The organism is Virgibacillus aidingensis (assembly GCF_010994035.1).
Lineage (GTDB): Bacteria > Bacillota > Bacilli > Bacillales > Amphibacillaceae > Virgibacillus_N.
Genome location: NZ_WIXN01000005.1, coordinates 128,667 through 145,612, shown reverse-complemented (window position 1 = coordinate 145,612; position 16,946 = coordinate 128,667). Strand labels below are relative to the sequence as shown.

18 protein-coding genes are annotated in these 16,946 nt (G+C 40.4%); all 18 read right to left on the bottom strand.

Annotated features, from left to right (window positions below):
- Nucleotides 1-41 precede the first annotated feature (41 nt).
- The 18 genes from GHD25_RS05970 to topA all read right to left on the bottom strand — a co-directional run bounded on the left by GHD25_RS05970 (nt 42) and on the right by topA (nt 16,826).
- On the bottom strand, nt 42-413 hold the full coding sequence (locus GHD25_RS05970; protein ID WP_240452245.1) for a TIGR02530 family flagellar biosynthesis protein: 372 nt from the start codon (nt 411-413) through the stop codon (nt 42-44).
- Nucleotides 414-435: 22 nt separating this feature from the next.
- Nucleotides 436-897, bottom strand: coding sequence for a flagellar hook assembly protein FlgD (gene flgD, locus GHD25_RS05965; protein ID WP_164215553.1), 462 nt, complete (start codon nt 895-897; stop codon nt 436-438).
- A 9-nt stretch (nt 898-906) separates the two neighbouring features.
- Entirely contained in the window at nt 907-2,109 is a 1,203-nt protein-coding gene (locus tag GHD25_RS05960; protein ID WP_164215463.1) for a flagellar hook-length control protein FliK, read from the bottom strand.
- 31 nt (nt 2,110-2,140) lie between these two features.
- Complete coding sequence (locus GHD25_RS05955; RefSeq protein WP_164215462.1) at nt 2,141-2,728, bottom strand: MotE family protein; 588 nt, start codon at nt 2,726-2,728, stop codon at nt 2,141-2,143.
- 5 nt (nt 2,729-2,733) lie between these two features.
- Complete coding sequence (fliJ, locus tag GHD25_RS05950; protein WP_240452233.1) at nt 2,734-3,180, bottom strand: flagellar export protein FliJ; 447 nt, start codon at nt 3,178-3,180, stop codon at nt 2,734-2,736.
- Between the two features lie 4 nt (nt 3,181-3,184).
- Nucleotides 3,185-4,498, bottom strand: coding sequence for a flagellar protein export ATPase FliI (gene fliI, locus GHD25_RS05945; RefSeq protein ID WP_164215460.1), 1,314 nt, complete (start codon nt 4,496-4,498; stop codon nt 3,185-3,187).
- Nucleotides 4,495-5,256 (bottom strand): flagellar assembly protein FliH, encoded by a 762-nt coding sequence (fliH, locus tag GHD25_RS05940; RefSeq protein ID WP_164215459.1) that lies wholly within the window; start codon nt 5,254-5,256, stop codon nt 4,495-4,497. Before fliH ends, fliI begins: the two co-directional genes overlap by 4 nt.
- Nucleotides 5,237-6,250, bottom strand: a complete 1,014-nt coding sequence (gene fliG, locus GHD25_RS05935) for a flagellar motor switch protein FliG (RefSeq protein WP_164215458.1) — start codon at nt 6,248-6,250, stop codon at nt 5,237-5,239. The genes fliH and fliG overlap by 20 nt, the downstream gene beginning before the upstream one ends.
- A gap of 13 nt (nt 6,251-6,263) precedes the next feature.
- Nucleotides 6,264-7,862 carry a flagellar basal-body MS-ring/collar protein FliF gene (gene fliF / locus GHD25_RS05930; RefSeq protein ID WP_164215457.1) on the bottom strand — a complete coding sequence of 533 codons (1,599 nt, stop codon included), beginning with the start codon at nt 7,860-7,862 and terminating at the stop codon, nt 6,264-6,266.
- 118 nt (nt 7,863-7,980) lie between these two features.
- A complete protein-coding gene (gene fliE, locus GHD25_RS05925) occupies nt 7,981-8,286 on the bottom strand; it encodes a flagellar hook-basal body complex protein FliE (protein ID WP_164215456.1) in 306 nt (101 codons plus the stop codon).
- A 22-nt stretch (nt 8,287-8,308) separates the two neighbouring features.
- Entirely contained in the window at nt 8,309-8,758 is a 450-nt protein-coding gene (flgC, locus tag GHD25_RS05920) for a flagellar basal body rod protein FlgC (protein WP_164215455.1), read from the bottom strand.
- A gap of 2 nt (nt 8,759-8,760) precedes the next feature.
- A complete protein-coding gene (gene flgB, locus GHD25_RS05915; RefSeq protein WP_164215454.1) occupies nt 8,761-9,156 on the bottom strand; it encodes a flagellar basal body rod protein FlgB in 396 nt (131 codons plus the stop codon).
- 794 nt (nt 9,157-9,950) lie between these two features.
- Nucleotides 9,951-10,730, bottom strand: coding sequence for a GTP-sensing pleiotropic transcriptional regulator CodY (gene codY, locus GHD25_RS05910; protein ID WP_164215453.1), 780 nt, complete (start codon nt 10,728-10,730; stop codon nt 9,951-9,953).
- A 27-nt stretch (nt 10,731-10,757) separates the two neighbouring features.
- On the bottom strand, nt 10,758-12,155 hold the full coding sequence (hslU, locus tag GHD25_RS05905) for an HslU--HslV peptidase ATPase subunit (RefSeq protein ID WP_164215452.1): 1,398 nt from the start codon (nt 12,153-12,155) through the stop codon (nt 10,758-10,760).
- Nucleotides 12,156-12,176: 21 nt separating this feature from the next.
- A complete protein-coding gene (hslV, locus tag GHD25_RS05900; RefSeq protein ID WP_164215451.1) occupies nt 12,177-12,722 on the bottom strand; it encodes an ATP-dependent protease subunit HslV in 546 nt (181 codons plus the stop codon).
- 15 nt (nt 12,723-12,737) lie between these two features.
- Nucleotides 12,738-13,646 carry a tyrosine recombinase XerC gene (gene xerC, locus GHD25_RS05895; protein ID WP_240452232.1) on the bottom strand — a complete coding sequence of 303 codons (909 nt, stop codon included), beginning with the start codon at nt 13,644-13,646 and terminating at the stop codon, nt 12,738-12,740.
- 288 nt (nt 13,647-13,934) lie between these two features.
- Nucleotides 13,935-14,270, bottom strand: a complete 336-nt coding sequence (locus tag GHD25_RS05890) for a hypothetical protein (RefSeq protein ID WP_164215450.1) — start codon at nt 14,268-14,270, stop codon at nt 13,935-13,937.
- A 480-nt stretch (nt 14,271-14,750) separates the two neighbouring features.
- Nucleotides 14,751-16,826 (bottom strand): type I DNA topoisomerase, encoded by a 2,076-nt coding sequence (topA, locus tag GHD25_RS05885; RefSeq protein ID WP_164215449.1) that lies wholly within the window; start codon nt 16,824-16,826, stop codon nt 14,751-14,753.
- Nucleotides 16,827-16,946: the final 120 nt, after the last annotated feature.

The following is a 16,946-nucleotide window of genomic DNA, read 5'->3' as shown; positions in this document are numbered from 1 at the left end:
ATTCATTCAACAGCTGTTCGGCCTCCCATTTTGGGTCCAGCCTATTCATTTATTAAAATCGTTCCGTTTATATTCGTAAAAATTCTGCTCTTTGCTTCATCCTTGTCCAAGGCTGTTATTACTGTATTGTTTTTCGTGCTTACAAGCAATGCTGCTTCATTCATTACCACCAGAGAATCAGTAATCCCTTTTTGTTTTGCCTCTTGCATTTTTTGCTCAATAGTTTTCCATTGTTTTTCATTTATCGATATATTTCTGGCTTGCAGCCGCGCTTCGGCATGTTTACTGATTTTCAGCTCCTGCTGTTCCTTTGCCAATATTTCTTTAAAAACAGGCTTGCTTTTTTCAGGTTTTTGAACTTTAGGAAATGATAATGCATGCTGATGCGGGACTTGATGAATGCGATGGTCCAAAATAATCACTTCCCGGAATTTTTTAATCCTGTTTATTATTTCCTTCGTTTCTGTCTTCATTTACCTTTATAACTGCATCCGCATATACTTTTTCACCGTTTTCCAGTTCAAAAATTGCCCAGCCATCATTTTGGCTTACTCCCATTACCTTGCTTTGTTCTATGCCTGTTTCCGTATCCGCTTCCTCGTCATAACCCTGGTATGAGACAACTTTTCCAATCATGTGACTATATTGAATAACAGGGGAGATCAGCTGACTTTGCACCAATGTATCGATGGAGTTGGTCATATTCATCATTTGCTCCAGCGATGAAAATTGTGCCATTTGTGATATAAACTCCCTGTCTTCCATCGGATTTGTCGGATCCTGATTTTGCAGTTGTGTCATGAGAATTTTAAGAAATTCATCTTTCCCCAGTTCCGGACTCGGTGTTCTTGCTGTTTGCCGGTTTTGTAAATATAACGATGAGTCTATAGTTGTCATTCGTTTCACCTACACTTCCTCATTCATTAGCACGGCTTGAAACTTTGCTGCGAAATCATCATCTGATTTCTCTTTTTCTTCGTCTGATGAATCACTGGATTGCTGGTTCTGCCCGTCACTTTGATCATCCTTCAAATTTTTCTCCGTTTCCTGGCTTTGCGGCAGATGTGCATCCTGCTTTTCCACTACTACCTGCTGCGGCGAGAACATATTTCTCAGCTGATGCATATTTGTCTCCAGCATTTCTTTTGCTGCCTGGGTAGTGACTAATATTTTTACTGCCATTTCTCCATTGACTTGACTGAATCGGATCATCATTTCCCCCAGATTTTCCGGGCGAAGTGAAAGGATAATCTGACTTCCCTTACTTGGCGCTGTCATAAAATTGCTTGATTTCATCATGACCCGGAACTGGTCTACTAGCTGCTGTCCTTGTTCATGAAGGCTTTGCCCCTGGTTTAAATGGACAACAACCTGCTCCACTTGTGAAATTGGCAATGACTGGGGCGGACTCACATGATGAACAGGGAGCCGATTCTGTAATGGTGCTTGTTCCATAGCTCGAACCAGCCATCTGGCAATGTCCTCTGTTCTTACAAGGGCATTTGGACTGTACTGCTGCTTGGATGCCAACTGCTGCCTTTTCCCAAACGCCTGCAATAAATCCTTCCAAATAATCTGTTCCTTTGATTCTTCCTGTCTAGTGGAAGTCAATGTTATTTCCATGCCTTTTTGGTCAGTGCCATTACCGGCTGTCTTCACCCAGTCCTGTAACAGCGGCAATAATTTTTGAGCAGCTTTATCTATATTTACCGGCTCTGCACTAAGCTGTGTCAGTATTGTCTGAGCTTCCCGAAAAATATGGATAAGTGTTTGGTGTACTGCCGGCATGTTCTTGAGCTCTATTTCTTGCGGTATTCCTTCTGTGATTGAAGCTTTATGGTGTGTCTCCGCTTCAGTCCTCTGCATTTTATTCATTTCTTCATCCGCTGATATTTGATTTATCATTTGATTTACAGGAAACAGCAATGGAATTTCTGCTTCTTCCTCATTTTTCTGTTCCTGTTCATCATTCAACATATCTGTTGATATCATGGAGGAAAGCAGTGTATGGAATAAAGCATTCTTTTCTCCTTCTTCCAGAGGGTTTACACTTTTCTCCCGATTTTCCGGTATCTGCATTTGCTGAAGAAACATTGCAACTCCGTTCATTTTTTCACCCCCTCTCAAATGAACTATTACATTAGTTTTCTATAAGTAATTGTGTTAAATCCGCAGCTATCCCGGGATCCATAGCCTCCAGAATTTGCCCCCGGACTTTATTGGATACATCCTGCAGAATAATCAAGGCGGTATCATTCTCCATACTTTGCAAAATAAGCGCAGCCTGTTCACTTTCCATATCTTTAAAAGATCCGGAAATAGATGAAACAGTCTCATTTTCCCCAACCAGTTCGTTCGCCTGTTCCGTATTTTGTTCATTCCTGTTTTCCAGCTTTAAAATATCCTGGCTCTGTCTTTCAATCGTTGTTTCCAAATCTCTTATTTCCTCATTCAATTGTTCGATCTCTGCATCTTTTTGTGCTATCCTTTCCTGAAGTTGTCCGATTTCTTCTTCCTCTGCTGCTGATTCTTCATCCTGCGAAACAAAGCCGGATAAAACAGGAACATGACTTGCTTTATCCTTTGCCCAGCCGGTTACATCCACACCAGCCACATTTAGTATAATCAGCAGTAAACTCAGGACAACCATTACAGGGATAATGACGGCAAAGAGCAGCCATAAAACAGGATTCATTTTTTTCTTTTCATTTTTTATTTGCTTGGCCATAACTGTCACCTATTTTTATACGTTATATACTGTGTTAATGAGATAGCATCCATTTGGTTTCTTTCCAGCTGTTTTTCATTTTCCATCTTTTCATGATTTCTGGAATCGATAATGTGTTGAAACTTCTTTACTTCCACATGGGCATTCGTCAGCTGGGACTGTTTTGACTCCATCTCATTTCTTGCTTGCTGGACTTCATGCTGCAGGTAAATAATTTGTTTGTTGAGCTTTTCTATATATGCAGCCTGTTCCTTTACTTTATCCAATGTGGTTGAATGCTGAATCAATTCTTCATATGATGTTTCCGCGTCTTCTTTCTTTTTCAGCAGATAATAAAACCTTGTTGCTATTTGTTCAAAGGAATCTGTTGACTGCTGATAGGCCTTTTGTGCATCCATTTTTTCCTGTTCTCTCACATAAAGTATTTTCCTGAAGCTTTTTGTTTCAGCCAATGACTTAACCTCCATTTAACAATGCTTTCATCATTTCAATTGACTCATCTCTTGTTCTGTATTCCGATATATCCTGTTTTAAAAATGATTGTATTTTGTTGTAATAGGATATGGATTTATCAATTTCGGGATTTGTACCACGTTTATATGCACCAATATGAATTAATTCGCTGTTTTCTTCATAGGTGGAAATCAACGATCTTATTTCCTCTGCAATTTGTTTATGTTCATCCTCGATTATTTGGTTCATCACACGGCTGATCGACTTCAGCACATTAATCGCGGGATATTGTCCCCGTTCCGCGAGCTTTCTGTCCATGACAAAATGTCCATCCAAAATCCCCCTTACTGTATCGGCGATCGGTTCATTCATGTCATCCCCATCCACCAATACTGTATAAAATGCAGTAATGGTTCCATTTTCATTGGTTCCTGCACGTTCGAGCAATTTGGGCAGGACGGAAAATACGGAAGGAGTATACCCCTTTGTTGTAGGGGGTTCTCCGGTTGCCAGACCGATTTCCCGCTGCGCTATTGCAACCCTTGTAACTGAATCCATCATCAGATTCACATGATAACCCTGGTCACGGAAGTATTCACTGATTGCTGTAGCTGTGTAAGCTCCTTTTATTCGCATTAAAGCCGGCTGGTCGGAAGTGGCCACAACAACAATTGACTTTTTTAAACCTTCGGGGCCAAGTTCCCCATCGAGAAATTCCCTGACTTCTCTTCCGCGCTCCCCAATGAGTGCAATTACATTTATGTCTGCACTGCTGTTTCTGGCAATCATTCCAAGCAATGTGCTTTTTCCTACACCACTCCCGGCGAAAATGCCGATGCGCTGTCCTTTCCCTACAGTAAGCAGGGAGTCAATTACTTTAACACCAACCTGTATCGGTTCACTTATCGGGGGGCGCAGCATTGGATTGGGCGGAGGCTGTTCTGTTAAATAATTGGATAATCCTTTAGGCAAGTCTGTGTGATCAAGACTCTTTCCCAGGGAATCTACTACTTTTCCTATCAAACCCCGGCCTATTTTTATATGCAATGCTTTTCCCGTTGCCTCAACAAGGCAGCCCGGCCCTATTTCCGTCACTTCCGAATAAGGCATGAGGATGATCTTCTCATGATTAAAGCCCACAACCTCTGAAAGAATTGGTTTATGATGACTGGAGGATGAATGGATAAGACAAATTTCTCCAATGTTTGCATCGGGTCCCCGGGATTCAATCATCAGTCCAATAACACGCAAAACTTTTCCAAAACGTTTATATGTATCCGTATTGTCAATTGCTCTATAATAATGGTCAAGACTCATGTTCTGCTCTCCATCGCTATTTCAAAAAGTGCTTTTCTGATTTGTTCAAGCTGGGTATCCACACCCGCATCAATTTGTCCGAATGGATGGTGAATGAGGCACCCATTCACTGTTAAGTTTTCATCTACATATATAGATAGTTTCATATCATCTTCCAAAATATGAACTAATTCATCCTTCTGCTCCATCACTGTATGATAATGTTTTGGGTGAAGATAAATCGTAATTATTCTCTGATCTTTTAATTCTTTTATTGCAGCTTTCAGGATAGGGAGAAAAGAAGATGGATCCTTGTCTATCTGTTGTTTCATAATTCTGCTCGCTGTATGTATGGCCAGATCCAATATCTTTTCTTCGCTTTTCTCAATTGTTTTATTGTAATCCTTTAAAGCGGACTCGGTAATAGCATTGGCTTGTTCTATTAAATTGGAAAACTCCTGCAGACTTTCTTCTCTTCCTCGGGAAAAACCAGCTTCATAGCCTTCTTTCTCGGCAGCCTTTATCCATTTCTTTTTCTCTTCCATCCAGTTTTCTTTTTCCTTTTCGATCTCCGCTTTTGCGGTTGAAATTAGTGTTTCTTTTTCCTTATCGATTCGTTCCAGCTCTTTTTTTGCCCTGCTGAGTTCCTTTTCAGCCTGCTGTTTTGCTGAAATTAACTCCTCTTGTTTAGCAGACTGGTCCTTTTTCAGCTTAGATATTTGCTTAATTCCGATTGTTTTCCTTTCTTCTGCAGCGTATTTATACAATGATGTCGTCACCCCCGCCACGGGCTATGACAATTTCACCGACATCCTCCAGCCGCCTTATGGCAGCTACAATTCTCGTTTGCGCTTCCTCCACATCTTTTAATCTGACAGGTCCCATGTACTCCATTTCATCCCGGAAAGTTTCGGCCATGCGCTGTGACATGTTTCTGAAGATAATTTCTTTCACTTCATCACTTGCAACTTTTAGAGACAGGCGCAAATCCTCATTCTCCACTTCCCGGATCACACGCTGTATAGCCCGATTATCTAATATAACAATGTCTTCAAATACAAACATCCGCTTTTTAATTTCATCAGCAAGGTCAGGATCCTGGATTTCCAGTGCATCAAGTATGGTTCTCTCCGTACTTCTGTCCACTCCATTCAATACTTCGACAACTGCCTGTATCCCCCCCGTTTGGGTATAATCATCCATCAAGGCCGAGGAGATGTTTTTCTCCAGCACCTGTTCCACCTGACTGATAATTTCCGGAGAGGTGGAATCCATGGTTGCAATACGCCTGGCAATGTCAGCCTGCACTTCCTGCGGCAGAGAGGACAAAATCTGCCCTGCCTGCTCCGGATCCAAATAGGATAAAATGAGCGCGATTGTTTGCGGATGCTCATTTTGGATAAAGTTTAGCAGCTGCTGCGGATCTGCTTTCCTTGCAAAATCAAAGGGCCTTACTTGCAAAGATGAAGTAAGCCGGTTAATGATTTCGGAGGCTTCCTGCTTGCCAAACGCTTTTTCCAATACAGTTTTTGCATAGCCTATGCCGCCCTGGGATATATAATCCTGGGCTAAAGCAGTTTGATGAAATTGTTCCAGCACTTCTTCTTTCATGTTGGAATCTACCTTTTTTACGGATGATATCTCCAGACTCAGCTTTTCTATTTCTTCTTCTGATAAATGCTTATACACTTTAGCAGATACATCCGGACCAAGGGAGATTAAAAGAATGGCTGCCTTTTGTTTACCTGTTAACGCACCTTTATGTCTTACCATGTGTTAATCACTCCTAATCTTCCCCGATCCAGCTTCTTAACAGCTTCGCAAAATCTTCAGGTTTATCTTTTGCCATCTTCTCCAGCTGCTTTCTGCGTACAGCTGAATCAGATTGTTCATCTTCCGGCATCTCAGGTACTCCCGTATTAATTGCAGCTTCAACAGTTTCTTCCTCCACGCTTTCTGACTCGTCTTTTCTGTTTTTGAATAAAAGAATAGCTAATATCAAAATGATTACAAACAGTATGGCACCCGTAATGTATAACCATGCCGGAATAGCAGGTACTGCTTCAGCCGGGGAGGTAGGCGCAGGATTAAACTCCTGGAAAACAATAGAGGTTTTTTCCTCCGTAACTACTTCTCCGAACCCATCATCAATAGAGGTTTGAATAATTGAATCCAAAATGGAGTTAATGCCTTCCTCTACTGCCGTTTCTTCCTGCTGTGACAAATATTGCACTTCATTTTCGCTTGTATCGGAAATACGGTTAACTGCTACCTGGATACCCAAATCCCTAATTTTATACGGACTTTCCACTATCTCCCTATGAATTCGATTGAATTCGTTATTAATGGTTTCTTTTGCAAGCTCATAATCCCCGTCACCGTCATCTATTTCCTGATACGTTGCAGCCGTATCTTCCTCTCCTGTCCCTGCAGTGCCTCCAGCAGGCGGATTTCCAGCGTATGTCTCGTGAATGGTTTCAATGCTGACAGGCAGTCCTTCCATATTCTCCAAATCTATCGGTTCCACCAGTTCTTCCACCCTATTTTCCTGGGTGAAATCAATGTCCGATGTTACAGAGACGACCACGTTGTCCATCCCAACCATGGCACCGAGCATTTGCTGCAGACGGCTTTGAATATCACGCTCTATATCCTGTTTAACAGTTTGCTGATATGTATGTACATCTTGCGAACCATTTACGGTTGTCGTATTTTGGTCAAAATACTCACTAAATTGATTCATAATCACGATATTTTCCTGCGGCAAATTTGGTACAGCTTTGGATATTAACAGATAAAGGGAATCAATTTGGTTACCCTGGAACTGGTAGCCCGGCTGTGTATGAAGTACAATCGATGCACTTGCTTCCTCTGGAGATTCATTTACAAACACAGGATCCTGAGGCAGATTGATCATAACTTCTGCATTTTCTATACCATCAATGCCTGTTATTAATTTTGCAAGTTCAGTCTGCATCGCATCCAGTTTCATCACATTAAACTCATTATCTGTGATACCCCACGATGCATTTTCACTGAAAAATGAATAGTCAATGCTGCCGCTGTTTGGTATCCCCTGTCCGGCCAGATCCACCAGCAGTGTATCTGCCTGATCTTCAGGAACGCTGATTGTAGTACCGGCATCTTCCAATTCATATTTGACCCCTCTGGCATCCAATTCTTCCTTGATTTGTCCGACTTCGTTTAAAGACAGATTACTATATAAAGGAGTAAGCCGGGAGCTGCCTGATGAGTAAATAAATAGTGCTGCTATAATTAGTATTCCAATCATAACCGAGCCAATAAAAATCCCTTTTTGACTTTTTGTGCGATTTTTCCAGAAAGATATTGTTTTATCTTTCCATGTTATAATTTTTTCCTTCATGTTCTCCCCCACCACTTAGAAAACCAGGCTTGTGACAAGCCTTAGCTCACAATATACGGCTATGACAGACTTGCTTTCCAACCTGTTAAATAAAGCTATATATGTTATATAATTTTTATTAAACTTGCATCCGCATGATTTCATTATAGGCATCAATTGCCTTCTGTTGTATCTGTACAGTTGTTTCCAGTGTTATGCTTGCTTTCTGTGCTGTGATCATCACATCATGCAAATCATTAATTTCTCCATTAATCAGCGCATTTGTTTTTTTATCTGAAAATTGTTGGGCATCATTTACATTCTCTATTGCCTGCTTTAGTGCATTGGCAAAATTTTCCTGCGCCTCCCCCGGTGTGATGTCTGGTTTAGTATTTTCTGTTACGGGTATAGTATGTTGAGGTGTATTATTTATCGAATTAATCATGGTTAAAAAACTCCCTGCTAAGTTATTTTCCAATTTCCAATGCTTTCATTAACATCCCTTTACTGGCATTTATTGAAGTGATATTTGCTTCATATGATCTGGTTGCACTCATTAAATCAACCATTTCCTTTAAAGGATCAACATTTGGCAGCTGAACATATCCCGCTTCATTGGCATCCGGATGATTTGGGTTATATACTTGTTTAAATGGAGTTTCATCCTCCTCAATACGGACAGCACGAACCCCGGAACCTGTAATTTGACCGGATGCCTGCTGTAAATAGGATTTAAATGAATTTCCCCTTGGTTCAACAGTAACCATTTTTCTGCGATATGGTTCAAATTCGCCATTCTCATTCATTGTGGCCCTAGTCGTTTGGGCATTGGCAATATTTGATGATACGACATCCATGCGCAGCCGTTCTGCTGTTAAGGCACTTGCACTGGAATTCATAGCATTGAATATGGTCATCCTCAGTTTCCTCCTCTAACTGCTGTTTGGATACTCCCAAACTTTCCATTCAATCGATCGACCAAAGCTTGATAATAAATTTGATTTTTTGCCAGTTCTGCCATTTCTTTATCAATATCAACATTATTTCCATTATGGTTATAGGATGTGTTTCGCTGCTCAACTACATTGTAAGAAGATCCGCTGGTATTGCTGAATGGCAGATGCTTTTCGTGAGTTCGCTTCGCTTCCTGGTCCTGGGTTATCTCATTATGCAGCACATCTTTAAACACAACATTTTTTGCTTTGTAATTTGGTGTATCCACATTAGCTATATTGTTTGCTATCGTTTGATTTTTTGCCGAAGCAAACGCCAGTGAATTTTCCAGCTTATGTATGGTCCCGCCGAACATAGTCATGATATAAAAGTCACGCCCCTTCAATAAAAAGATGACTAAATTAGTAAAAAAGAATTACCTTGTTCAATATAATAAACAATCTATACTACATTCTAAGGTAATTTTTATGTAATGTCTATCACATTTCGACAGATTTTACATTTCTTTTACACAACAGTTATAAAGACCTAGGTAATAAGAACTATTTTATTTCCATTAAATGTTATATTAAGTATTTTACAGACAATTTTCTATTACGATTTTACAGGAATCAACCAATATTTGGTTTTATGTTTGTCTATAATCAAAAATATCCTGGGCAAATATGCCCATTATGTATCAAGACTCAGGTGATTGTTTAACATTTAGGTATTATGTCCCGTGGCGGAGCTTGAGTCTGGGGAAAGTAATTTTGGTAAACAGAAACATGAACACCCTTATACTCTTCGCTTATAATCCGCCCCGGAATTATATTTCGATTTCACCTTTGGCCATTGGCGACAATACAGTCAGACTCCAATTTGCTTGTTTTCTGGTGTCTTTTTAACTGCAGGCCTGATATGAGCCTCGTAAGGATCCGGGTCCCTCCAAGGGTCTCATAGGTTTCTTTTCCATGCTGACTTTACAGCGAAAAGGCTCTGCCTGCCGAAGTTATTCGCTTCGCTGAATAAAACAACCAGCTTTTCCACCATATACGAATTTGTAAATTTCCTGCCAAAATAAAAAAAGCCGGAAAAATACCGGCTTTTCTTTTACAGGCAAGAGAACACCTTTGGCTCTATGCCCCGCGTTTAAACATGCGTTTTTTTATATTTTTATCTGGAACGGAGTTTTTCAAGTTCTACTAAGAACTTATCATTCAGCACCTTAATGTACGTACCCTTCATGCCAAGGGAACGGGACTCAATAACGCCGGCACTTTCCAGTTTTCTCAGCGCATTGACAATAACTGATCTGGTAATTCCGACTCTGTCGGCAATTTTACTGGCAACAAGCAATCCTTCATTGCCGTTTAGCTCTTCAAAAATATGATCGATGGCTTCCAGCTCACTATAGGATAAAGAACTGATCGCCATTTGTACCACAGCTTTACTTCTGGCTTCCATTTCAATTTCCTGTGTTTTCTCATTTAAAATTTCCATGCCGACTACAGTAGCACCATACTCGGCAAGCAGCAGGTCGTCGTCATTAAAGCTTTCAGTTACACGCCCCAGTACAAGGGTCCCTAAGCGGTCTCCCCCGCCGATTATTGGTACAATGGTCGTTAATGCATCTTTAAAAAGCTCACGATTTTCAACAGGAAAAACAGTCTGCGGACTGTTAATATCCAGGTTGGCTGTCGTTTCATGAATATTGGATAATCCCTCGATATACTCTTCAGGAAATTGTTTTTCCTCAAGCATTGTTTTCATGCGTTCATTCTCGATTTCCTGGTTAATCGCAAAGCCCAATAGTTTTCCTCTTCTGCTTAGGATGTACACATTCCCGTCAATGACATCTCTGAGTGAGGCAGACATATCATTGAAGTTCACCGATTTTCCTGCAGCCTTTTGCAGCATTGAATTAATTTTTCTGGCACGTTGTAATAGTTCCATAATAATCCTCCATTTCAATAATTAAATTTATAGTATAAATTGACTTAAGTCTTTATTTGTAACAATGTTGCTCAGTTTATCATCCACATACTGAGGTGTAATTTCTACTTTCTCCATATTAATTTCCGGTGCTTCGAAGGATAAATCCTCCAGCAGTTTTTCCAAAATAGTATGGAGTCTTCTTGCGCCTATATTATCTGTATCCTGGTTTACTTGATAAGCAATTTCTGCCAGTCTTACTATAGCTTCGTCGGTAAAAACAACATTTATACCCTCTGTGTGCAGTAAAGCTTTATATTGTTTTATCAATGCATTGGATGGTTCACTCAGTATTCGTTTAAAATCTTCCACCGATAGTTTTTCAAGTTCTACACGAATGGGGAACCTGCCTTGGAGTTCCGGGATCAAATCGGAGGGCTTTGCCATATGAAAAGCTCCTGCTGCGATAAACAGCATGTGATCGGTCTTCACGGGGCCATGTTTAGTTATAACCGTGGAACCTTCCACGATAGGCAGAATATCCCGCTGCACGCCTTCTCTGGAAACATTGGCGGCGCCGCTGTCCTGCTTTCCGGCTACTTTATCAATTTCATCAATAAAAAGTATTCCGGACTCTTCTGCCCGCTTTACAGCAACCTGCGAAACTTCCTCCATGTCGACCATTTTCCCGGCTTCCTGCTGGGTTAACACTTTTCTCGCTTCACTTACCGGCAATTTGCGTTTCTTTTTCTTCTTAGGCATGAACTGGCTAAACGCATCCTGCATATTCATTCCCATTTGTTCCATTCCTGAACCTTGCAGCATATCAAACATGGAAGGAGGAACTTCTTCAATTTCCACGTGTACCATGTGATCTTCCAGCTCTCCTAAAGCAAGCTGGTGTTCCACACGTTTTCGCCTGTTTCTGATTTCCTCATCTTTGTCTGTGTCTTTATCATTGGCATCTTCATTACCGCCCTGAGGGAAAAGCATTTCAAATGGATTTTTCATGGAAGATTCTTTCTTGGCCTGAGGTACGAGAAGTCTTACAAGCTTTTTATTTGCCTCTACTTCAGCCTTATCCATTACTTCACTCATTTTTTCTTCTTTCACCATTCTTATTGACATTTCGACAAGGTCACGCACCATCGACTCCACATCCCGGCCAACATATCCAACTTCTGTAAATTTTGTTGCTTCCACTTTAACAAATGGAGCACCTACCAGCTTTGCCAGTCTTCTGGCAATTTCTGTTTTACCTACTCCTGTTGGACCAATCATTAATATGTTTTTCGGTACAATTTCATCTTTTAGTGATTCATCAAGCAGCATTCTGCGATAACGATTCCTAAGCGCCACAGCTACAGAGCGCTTGGCACTTTTTTGGCCAATTATATATTTATCCAGTTGACCCACAATTTGTTTTGGTGTGTAATCCAATCCCATCTTCTAATCAGGTCCCCCCTTTTAATCAAGCGCCTCTAAAGTAATTTGGTCATTGGTGTAAACACATATTTCTCCGGCAATTGCCAAAGCCGACTTTGCTATTTCCCTTGCAGATAAATGATCAGTATGTTTAACGAGCGCCCGTCCGGCACTTAATGCATAGTTCCCTCCGGAACCAATTGCAAGAATACCATCATCCGGTTCAATTACCTCTCCGGTTCCTGAAACAAGAAACATTTGATCTTTATTCATAACTATCAGCATGGCCTCCAATTTACGAAGGACTTTATCGCTTCTCCATTCTTTGGCAAGTTCCACTGCTGCTCTGGCCAAATTTCCATTGTAAGTTTCAAGTTTGCCCTCAAACTTTTCAAACAAGGTGAATGCATCTGCAACAGAACCGGCAAATCCGGCAATTACCTGGCCTTTAAATAAGGTACGAACCTTCTTTGCTTTATGCTTCATCACAACGGCATTGCCGAGTGTTACCTGCCCGTCCCCGCTCATCGCACATTGCCCATTATGTCTGACGGCAAAAATGGTTGTAGCATGCATCTCATTTGACATTCTCAACACCTCTTTTCATAATTTTGCTCTCGGATGGCTGTTCATATAAACATTTCTTAAATGACTTTTCGTTACATGTGTATAAATTTGTGTAGTAGAAATGCTTTCATGACCCAGCAGTTCCTGCACACTTCTGAGGTCTGCTCCTTCATTCAGCAAGTGTGTGGCAAAGGTGTGCCGCAGTTTATGGGGGTGGACATCTACAGTCAGTGCCGCTTTTTCCACAATTTTTTTTAACAATAGACGAATACCTCTGTCAGTTATGGGGAAGCCTTTGTAATTTAAAAATACAGAAGTTATGGATTCACCGCTTTTTTTCAATAACTTTTCCCGACCGTCATTTATGTAGGTTTTTAAGGCATTTTCTGCAAACTTGCCAAAAGGAATATACCTTTCTTTCCTTCCCTTACCTTTAACAAATACAGTACCAATTGAAAAATCAATGTCATTCATTTGTAATCCCTGACACTCGCTCACCCGCATTCCTGTTGCATATAGCATTTCAAGAATTGCCTGATCCCGCTGACCTAGAGGGTTTGTTAGATCACTTATGCCGAAAAGCTGTTCCAATTCTTCCTCGTATAAAAAGCCGGGAATAGATTTTTCAGATTTTGGAAGCTTGAGGTGAAAAAATGGATTGATCTTAATTATCCCTTCCCTTTCCAGAAATTTATTAAAGGTGCGCAGCGCGGAAATTTTCCGGGATACGGAGCGTCTGCTTAAACGCTGTCTATACAGCTCAGTAAGGTAGAGCCGCACTGTGTGCGGATCAATGGTTTGTAACTCGGCAATACCTTCGCGGGCTAAAAATTCGAAGTAATCATCCAAATCATTCCGGTAATATTGAACAGTATAAGGTGAAGCACTTTTTTCTATTTGCAAGTACTCCATAAAAGCTTCCCTATAAGCACTGAAATTATTCAAATTTTCACCCCATTCAACAAGCGAGTAAATCATAACATATATAAAATCAAAAAGCAATAAATTTAACTAAATTGCAGAAAAATTCTAAATAGAGGCTTCGTTTCAATATTTTTTGATAATGTTCAACCATTTGCCCGTTCTTTCTGCTGTGTCAAGTAAATTTCCTTACCAATGGGTAATTATAACTCTAATTAATTTCATTCGTCAACAAAATACAATTCAATTTGTTTAGAAGATTTGATACGGTGAATATTTTGTGAAATTATTATTGTTATGGCCAAATTTTCATTAAATTATTCCTAGTTCCCCGATTTTATTTTTTGTATCTTGTGTGCCCAATTCATATATTTTTTTATAAATATCTACCTGATATTGATCATAGCTTTCCCTTTCTTGATCTGCTCCCCATTCATCAAATGGTTTTCCGATATATTCAACAGCGTCAGCTGCATTTTTATCCTTATTTCTGAACAATTCCTTCAGCTCTTTTACATCTTTTTCCTCCGCTCTGATTTCATATTCCACGCGTCCATCAGGAATGGACATCTCCCGAATATCCTGCGTGTCGATGGTAACGTAATATCGTTTCTTTTCCGCCAATGTAAATACCTCCTTTTTAGACATATGTTCCCCTTTTCCGTGCATTCAAACATATGACCAAAAGGCAGGTACATAGTTAGGATTCTGATTACTTAAAGATTCTCTTGGCTTAACTGGCTGGCCGGAAGAGTTATTTTCCAATCAGAATTATGGTTTTAGAGGCATGAAATATTCCCGGCTATAATAATTATCGTTTATATTTTTCGAAATATGAGGGTAGTGTTTTGTTTTACAGCGAAATGTTGGATAGATTGGATGGATATTGCCGGCATTAGAAAATCACGCATCCCCTCCTCTTTTAGTATATGTATCAGTTTTTTCCAATATTTAAGACTGAAAACTTTCAGCTTTCTCAAATCCACTCTTTGGGAGTGCGATACAGTAGTTCCTCCTCCCACCGGAAAGATCTGGGAGTGCGGTACTGCTGTTCCTCCTCCCGCCGTAAACCCCGTTAACTTTTTTACTTTCTCAACGTGCAAAAAACTGCCGTTAGACCGACAGTTTTTATGTTTGCGGATTCTCTTTATATTCACAGTTTGTGCATTCCACTTGTGTTTCTTTCTTTCTCTTCTTTTCTACAAGCAAGGCATCACATTTCGGGCATGGCCTTGATACTGGCTTATCCCATGATACAAAATCACATTCCGGAAAGCGGTCACATCCATAGAATGTACGTCGTTTTTTTGATTTTCTTTCTACCACATTTCCTTCTTTGCATTTTGGACATTTGACACCAATTTCTTTAAGGATTGGCTTTGTATTTCTACAGTCCGGGAAATTCGAACAGGCCAAAAATTTTCCATAGCGTCCCATTTTATAGACCATTTCATGGCCGCAGTTTTCACAGGTGATACCCGCCGGCTCATCTCTTATTTCCACTTTCTCCATTTCTTTTTCGGCTGTTTCCAGACGTTTTTCAAAACCTTGATAGAAATCATCGATAATGGTGATCCATTCCGTCTTCCCCTCTTCTATAGCATCAAGATCACCTTCCATTTTGGCTGTGAAATCCGCATCTATAATTTCCGGAAAAAATTCTTCCACCAATTCCAGCACAACGGTACCGAGTTCTGTAGGAATAAACCGTTTGTTGTCAATGGTTACATAACCTCTGCGCTGAATAGTATCCAACGTTGGTGCATAAGTGGATGGACGGCCGATCCCAAGTTCTTCAAGTGTTCTTACTAGCCGTGCTTCCGTATATCTCGGAGGCGGCTGTGTAAAATGCTGGTTTGGAGTAATTTGCTTTGCCTTTACAGTCATCCCCTCAGCCAAGTCAGGCAGCAGTTTATCATTTTCCTTTTTATTATCATCACTGCCTTCCACATATACTTTCATAAAACCTTTAAATTTAATTTTGGAGCCGTTTGCACGAAATTCCACATCATTATTTATTAGATGGACTGTCATTGTATCCATAATTGCAGGTGCCATCTGACTTGCCATAAACCGTTCCCAGATGAGCCTGTACAACCGTAATTGATCTCTGGATAGCACATCTTTCAGCGTTTTTGGCTCACGCATGACAGAAGTCGGCCGGATTGCCTCGTGCGCATCCTGTGCCCCTTCCTTTTTTTTCGTTTTTTGGCCGCCAAGGTAGTCTTTTCCGTATTTACCGGTAATAAATTCCCTTGCTTCCTGTTTTGCCGTTTCTGAAATTCTTGTTGAATCTGTACGCATATAGGTTATGAGGCCGGTGATGCCTCCCGACTTTTTCCCCAAGTCAATTCCTTCGTATAATTGCTGTGCAATCATCATCGTTTTTTTGGCACGGAAGTTAAGTTTTCTTGCTGCTTCCTGCTGCAGGGATGAGGTGATAAAAGGAAGAGCAGGGTTTCGTTTTCTTTCTCTTTTATTTACTTTCTTCACTTCAAAATCTTCACCGTGTAACTTTTCCAATACTTTATTAACATCTTCTTCGGTTCCCAACTCAAGTTTTTCCCCGTTTAATCCATAAAAGTTACCATCAAATTCATCTTTTCCTTTTTGAAACTGACTCTCGATGGACCAGTACTCCTCGGGCTTGAAATTTTCAATTTCCTTCTCACGGTCAATAATCATTTTCACTGCAACAGATTGTACACGGCCTGCACTTAAGCCTTTCTTCACCTTTTTCCATAAAAGCGGACTTATATTGTAACCGACAAGACGGTCAAGAATTCTTCTGGCCTGTTGTGCATCAACCAAGTCTTTGTCTATAGAGCGGGGATGCTTGAATGACTCTTTAATCGCATCCTTGGTTATCTCATTAAAAACGACACGGCATTTTGAATCCTCATCTATATTCAGACTGTGTGCCAAGTGCCAGGCAATTGCTTCTCCCTCCCTGTCGGGGTCTGCGGCCAGATAAATTTTTTTTGCTTTTTTTGCGGCTGTCCTGAGTTCTTTTAACACGTCACCTTTGCCCCGGATTGTAATATATTTCGGCTTATAGTTGTTTTCTACATCAACACCGGTTTGACTTTTTGGCAAATCACGCACATGACCCATAGAGGCTTTTACTTTATATTTTTTCCCTAAATACCGTTCAATTGTTTTTGCTTTCGCAGGTGATTCTACGATTACTAGATAATCTGACATATATATTTTCCTCCCAAAATGAGGTAGTCTTAAACTAATTCGGAAATCTTCACTAATATTAAATATATAATATACATTTGTCAAACATACTGTCATCATCTTATGTTCGGCAGCTGAAGA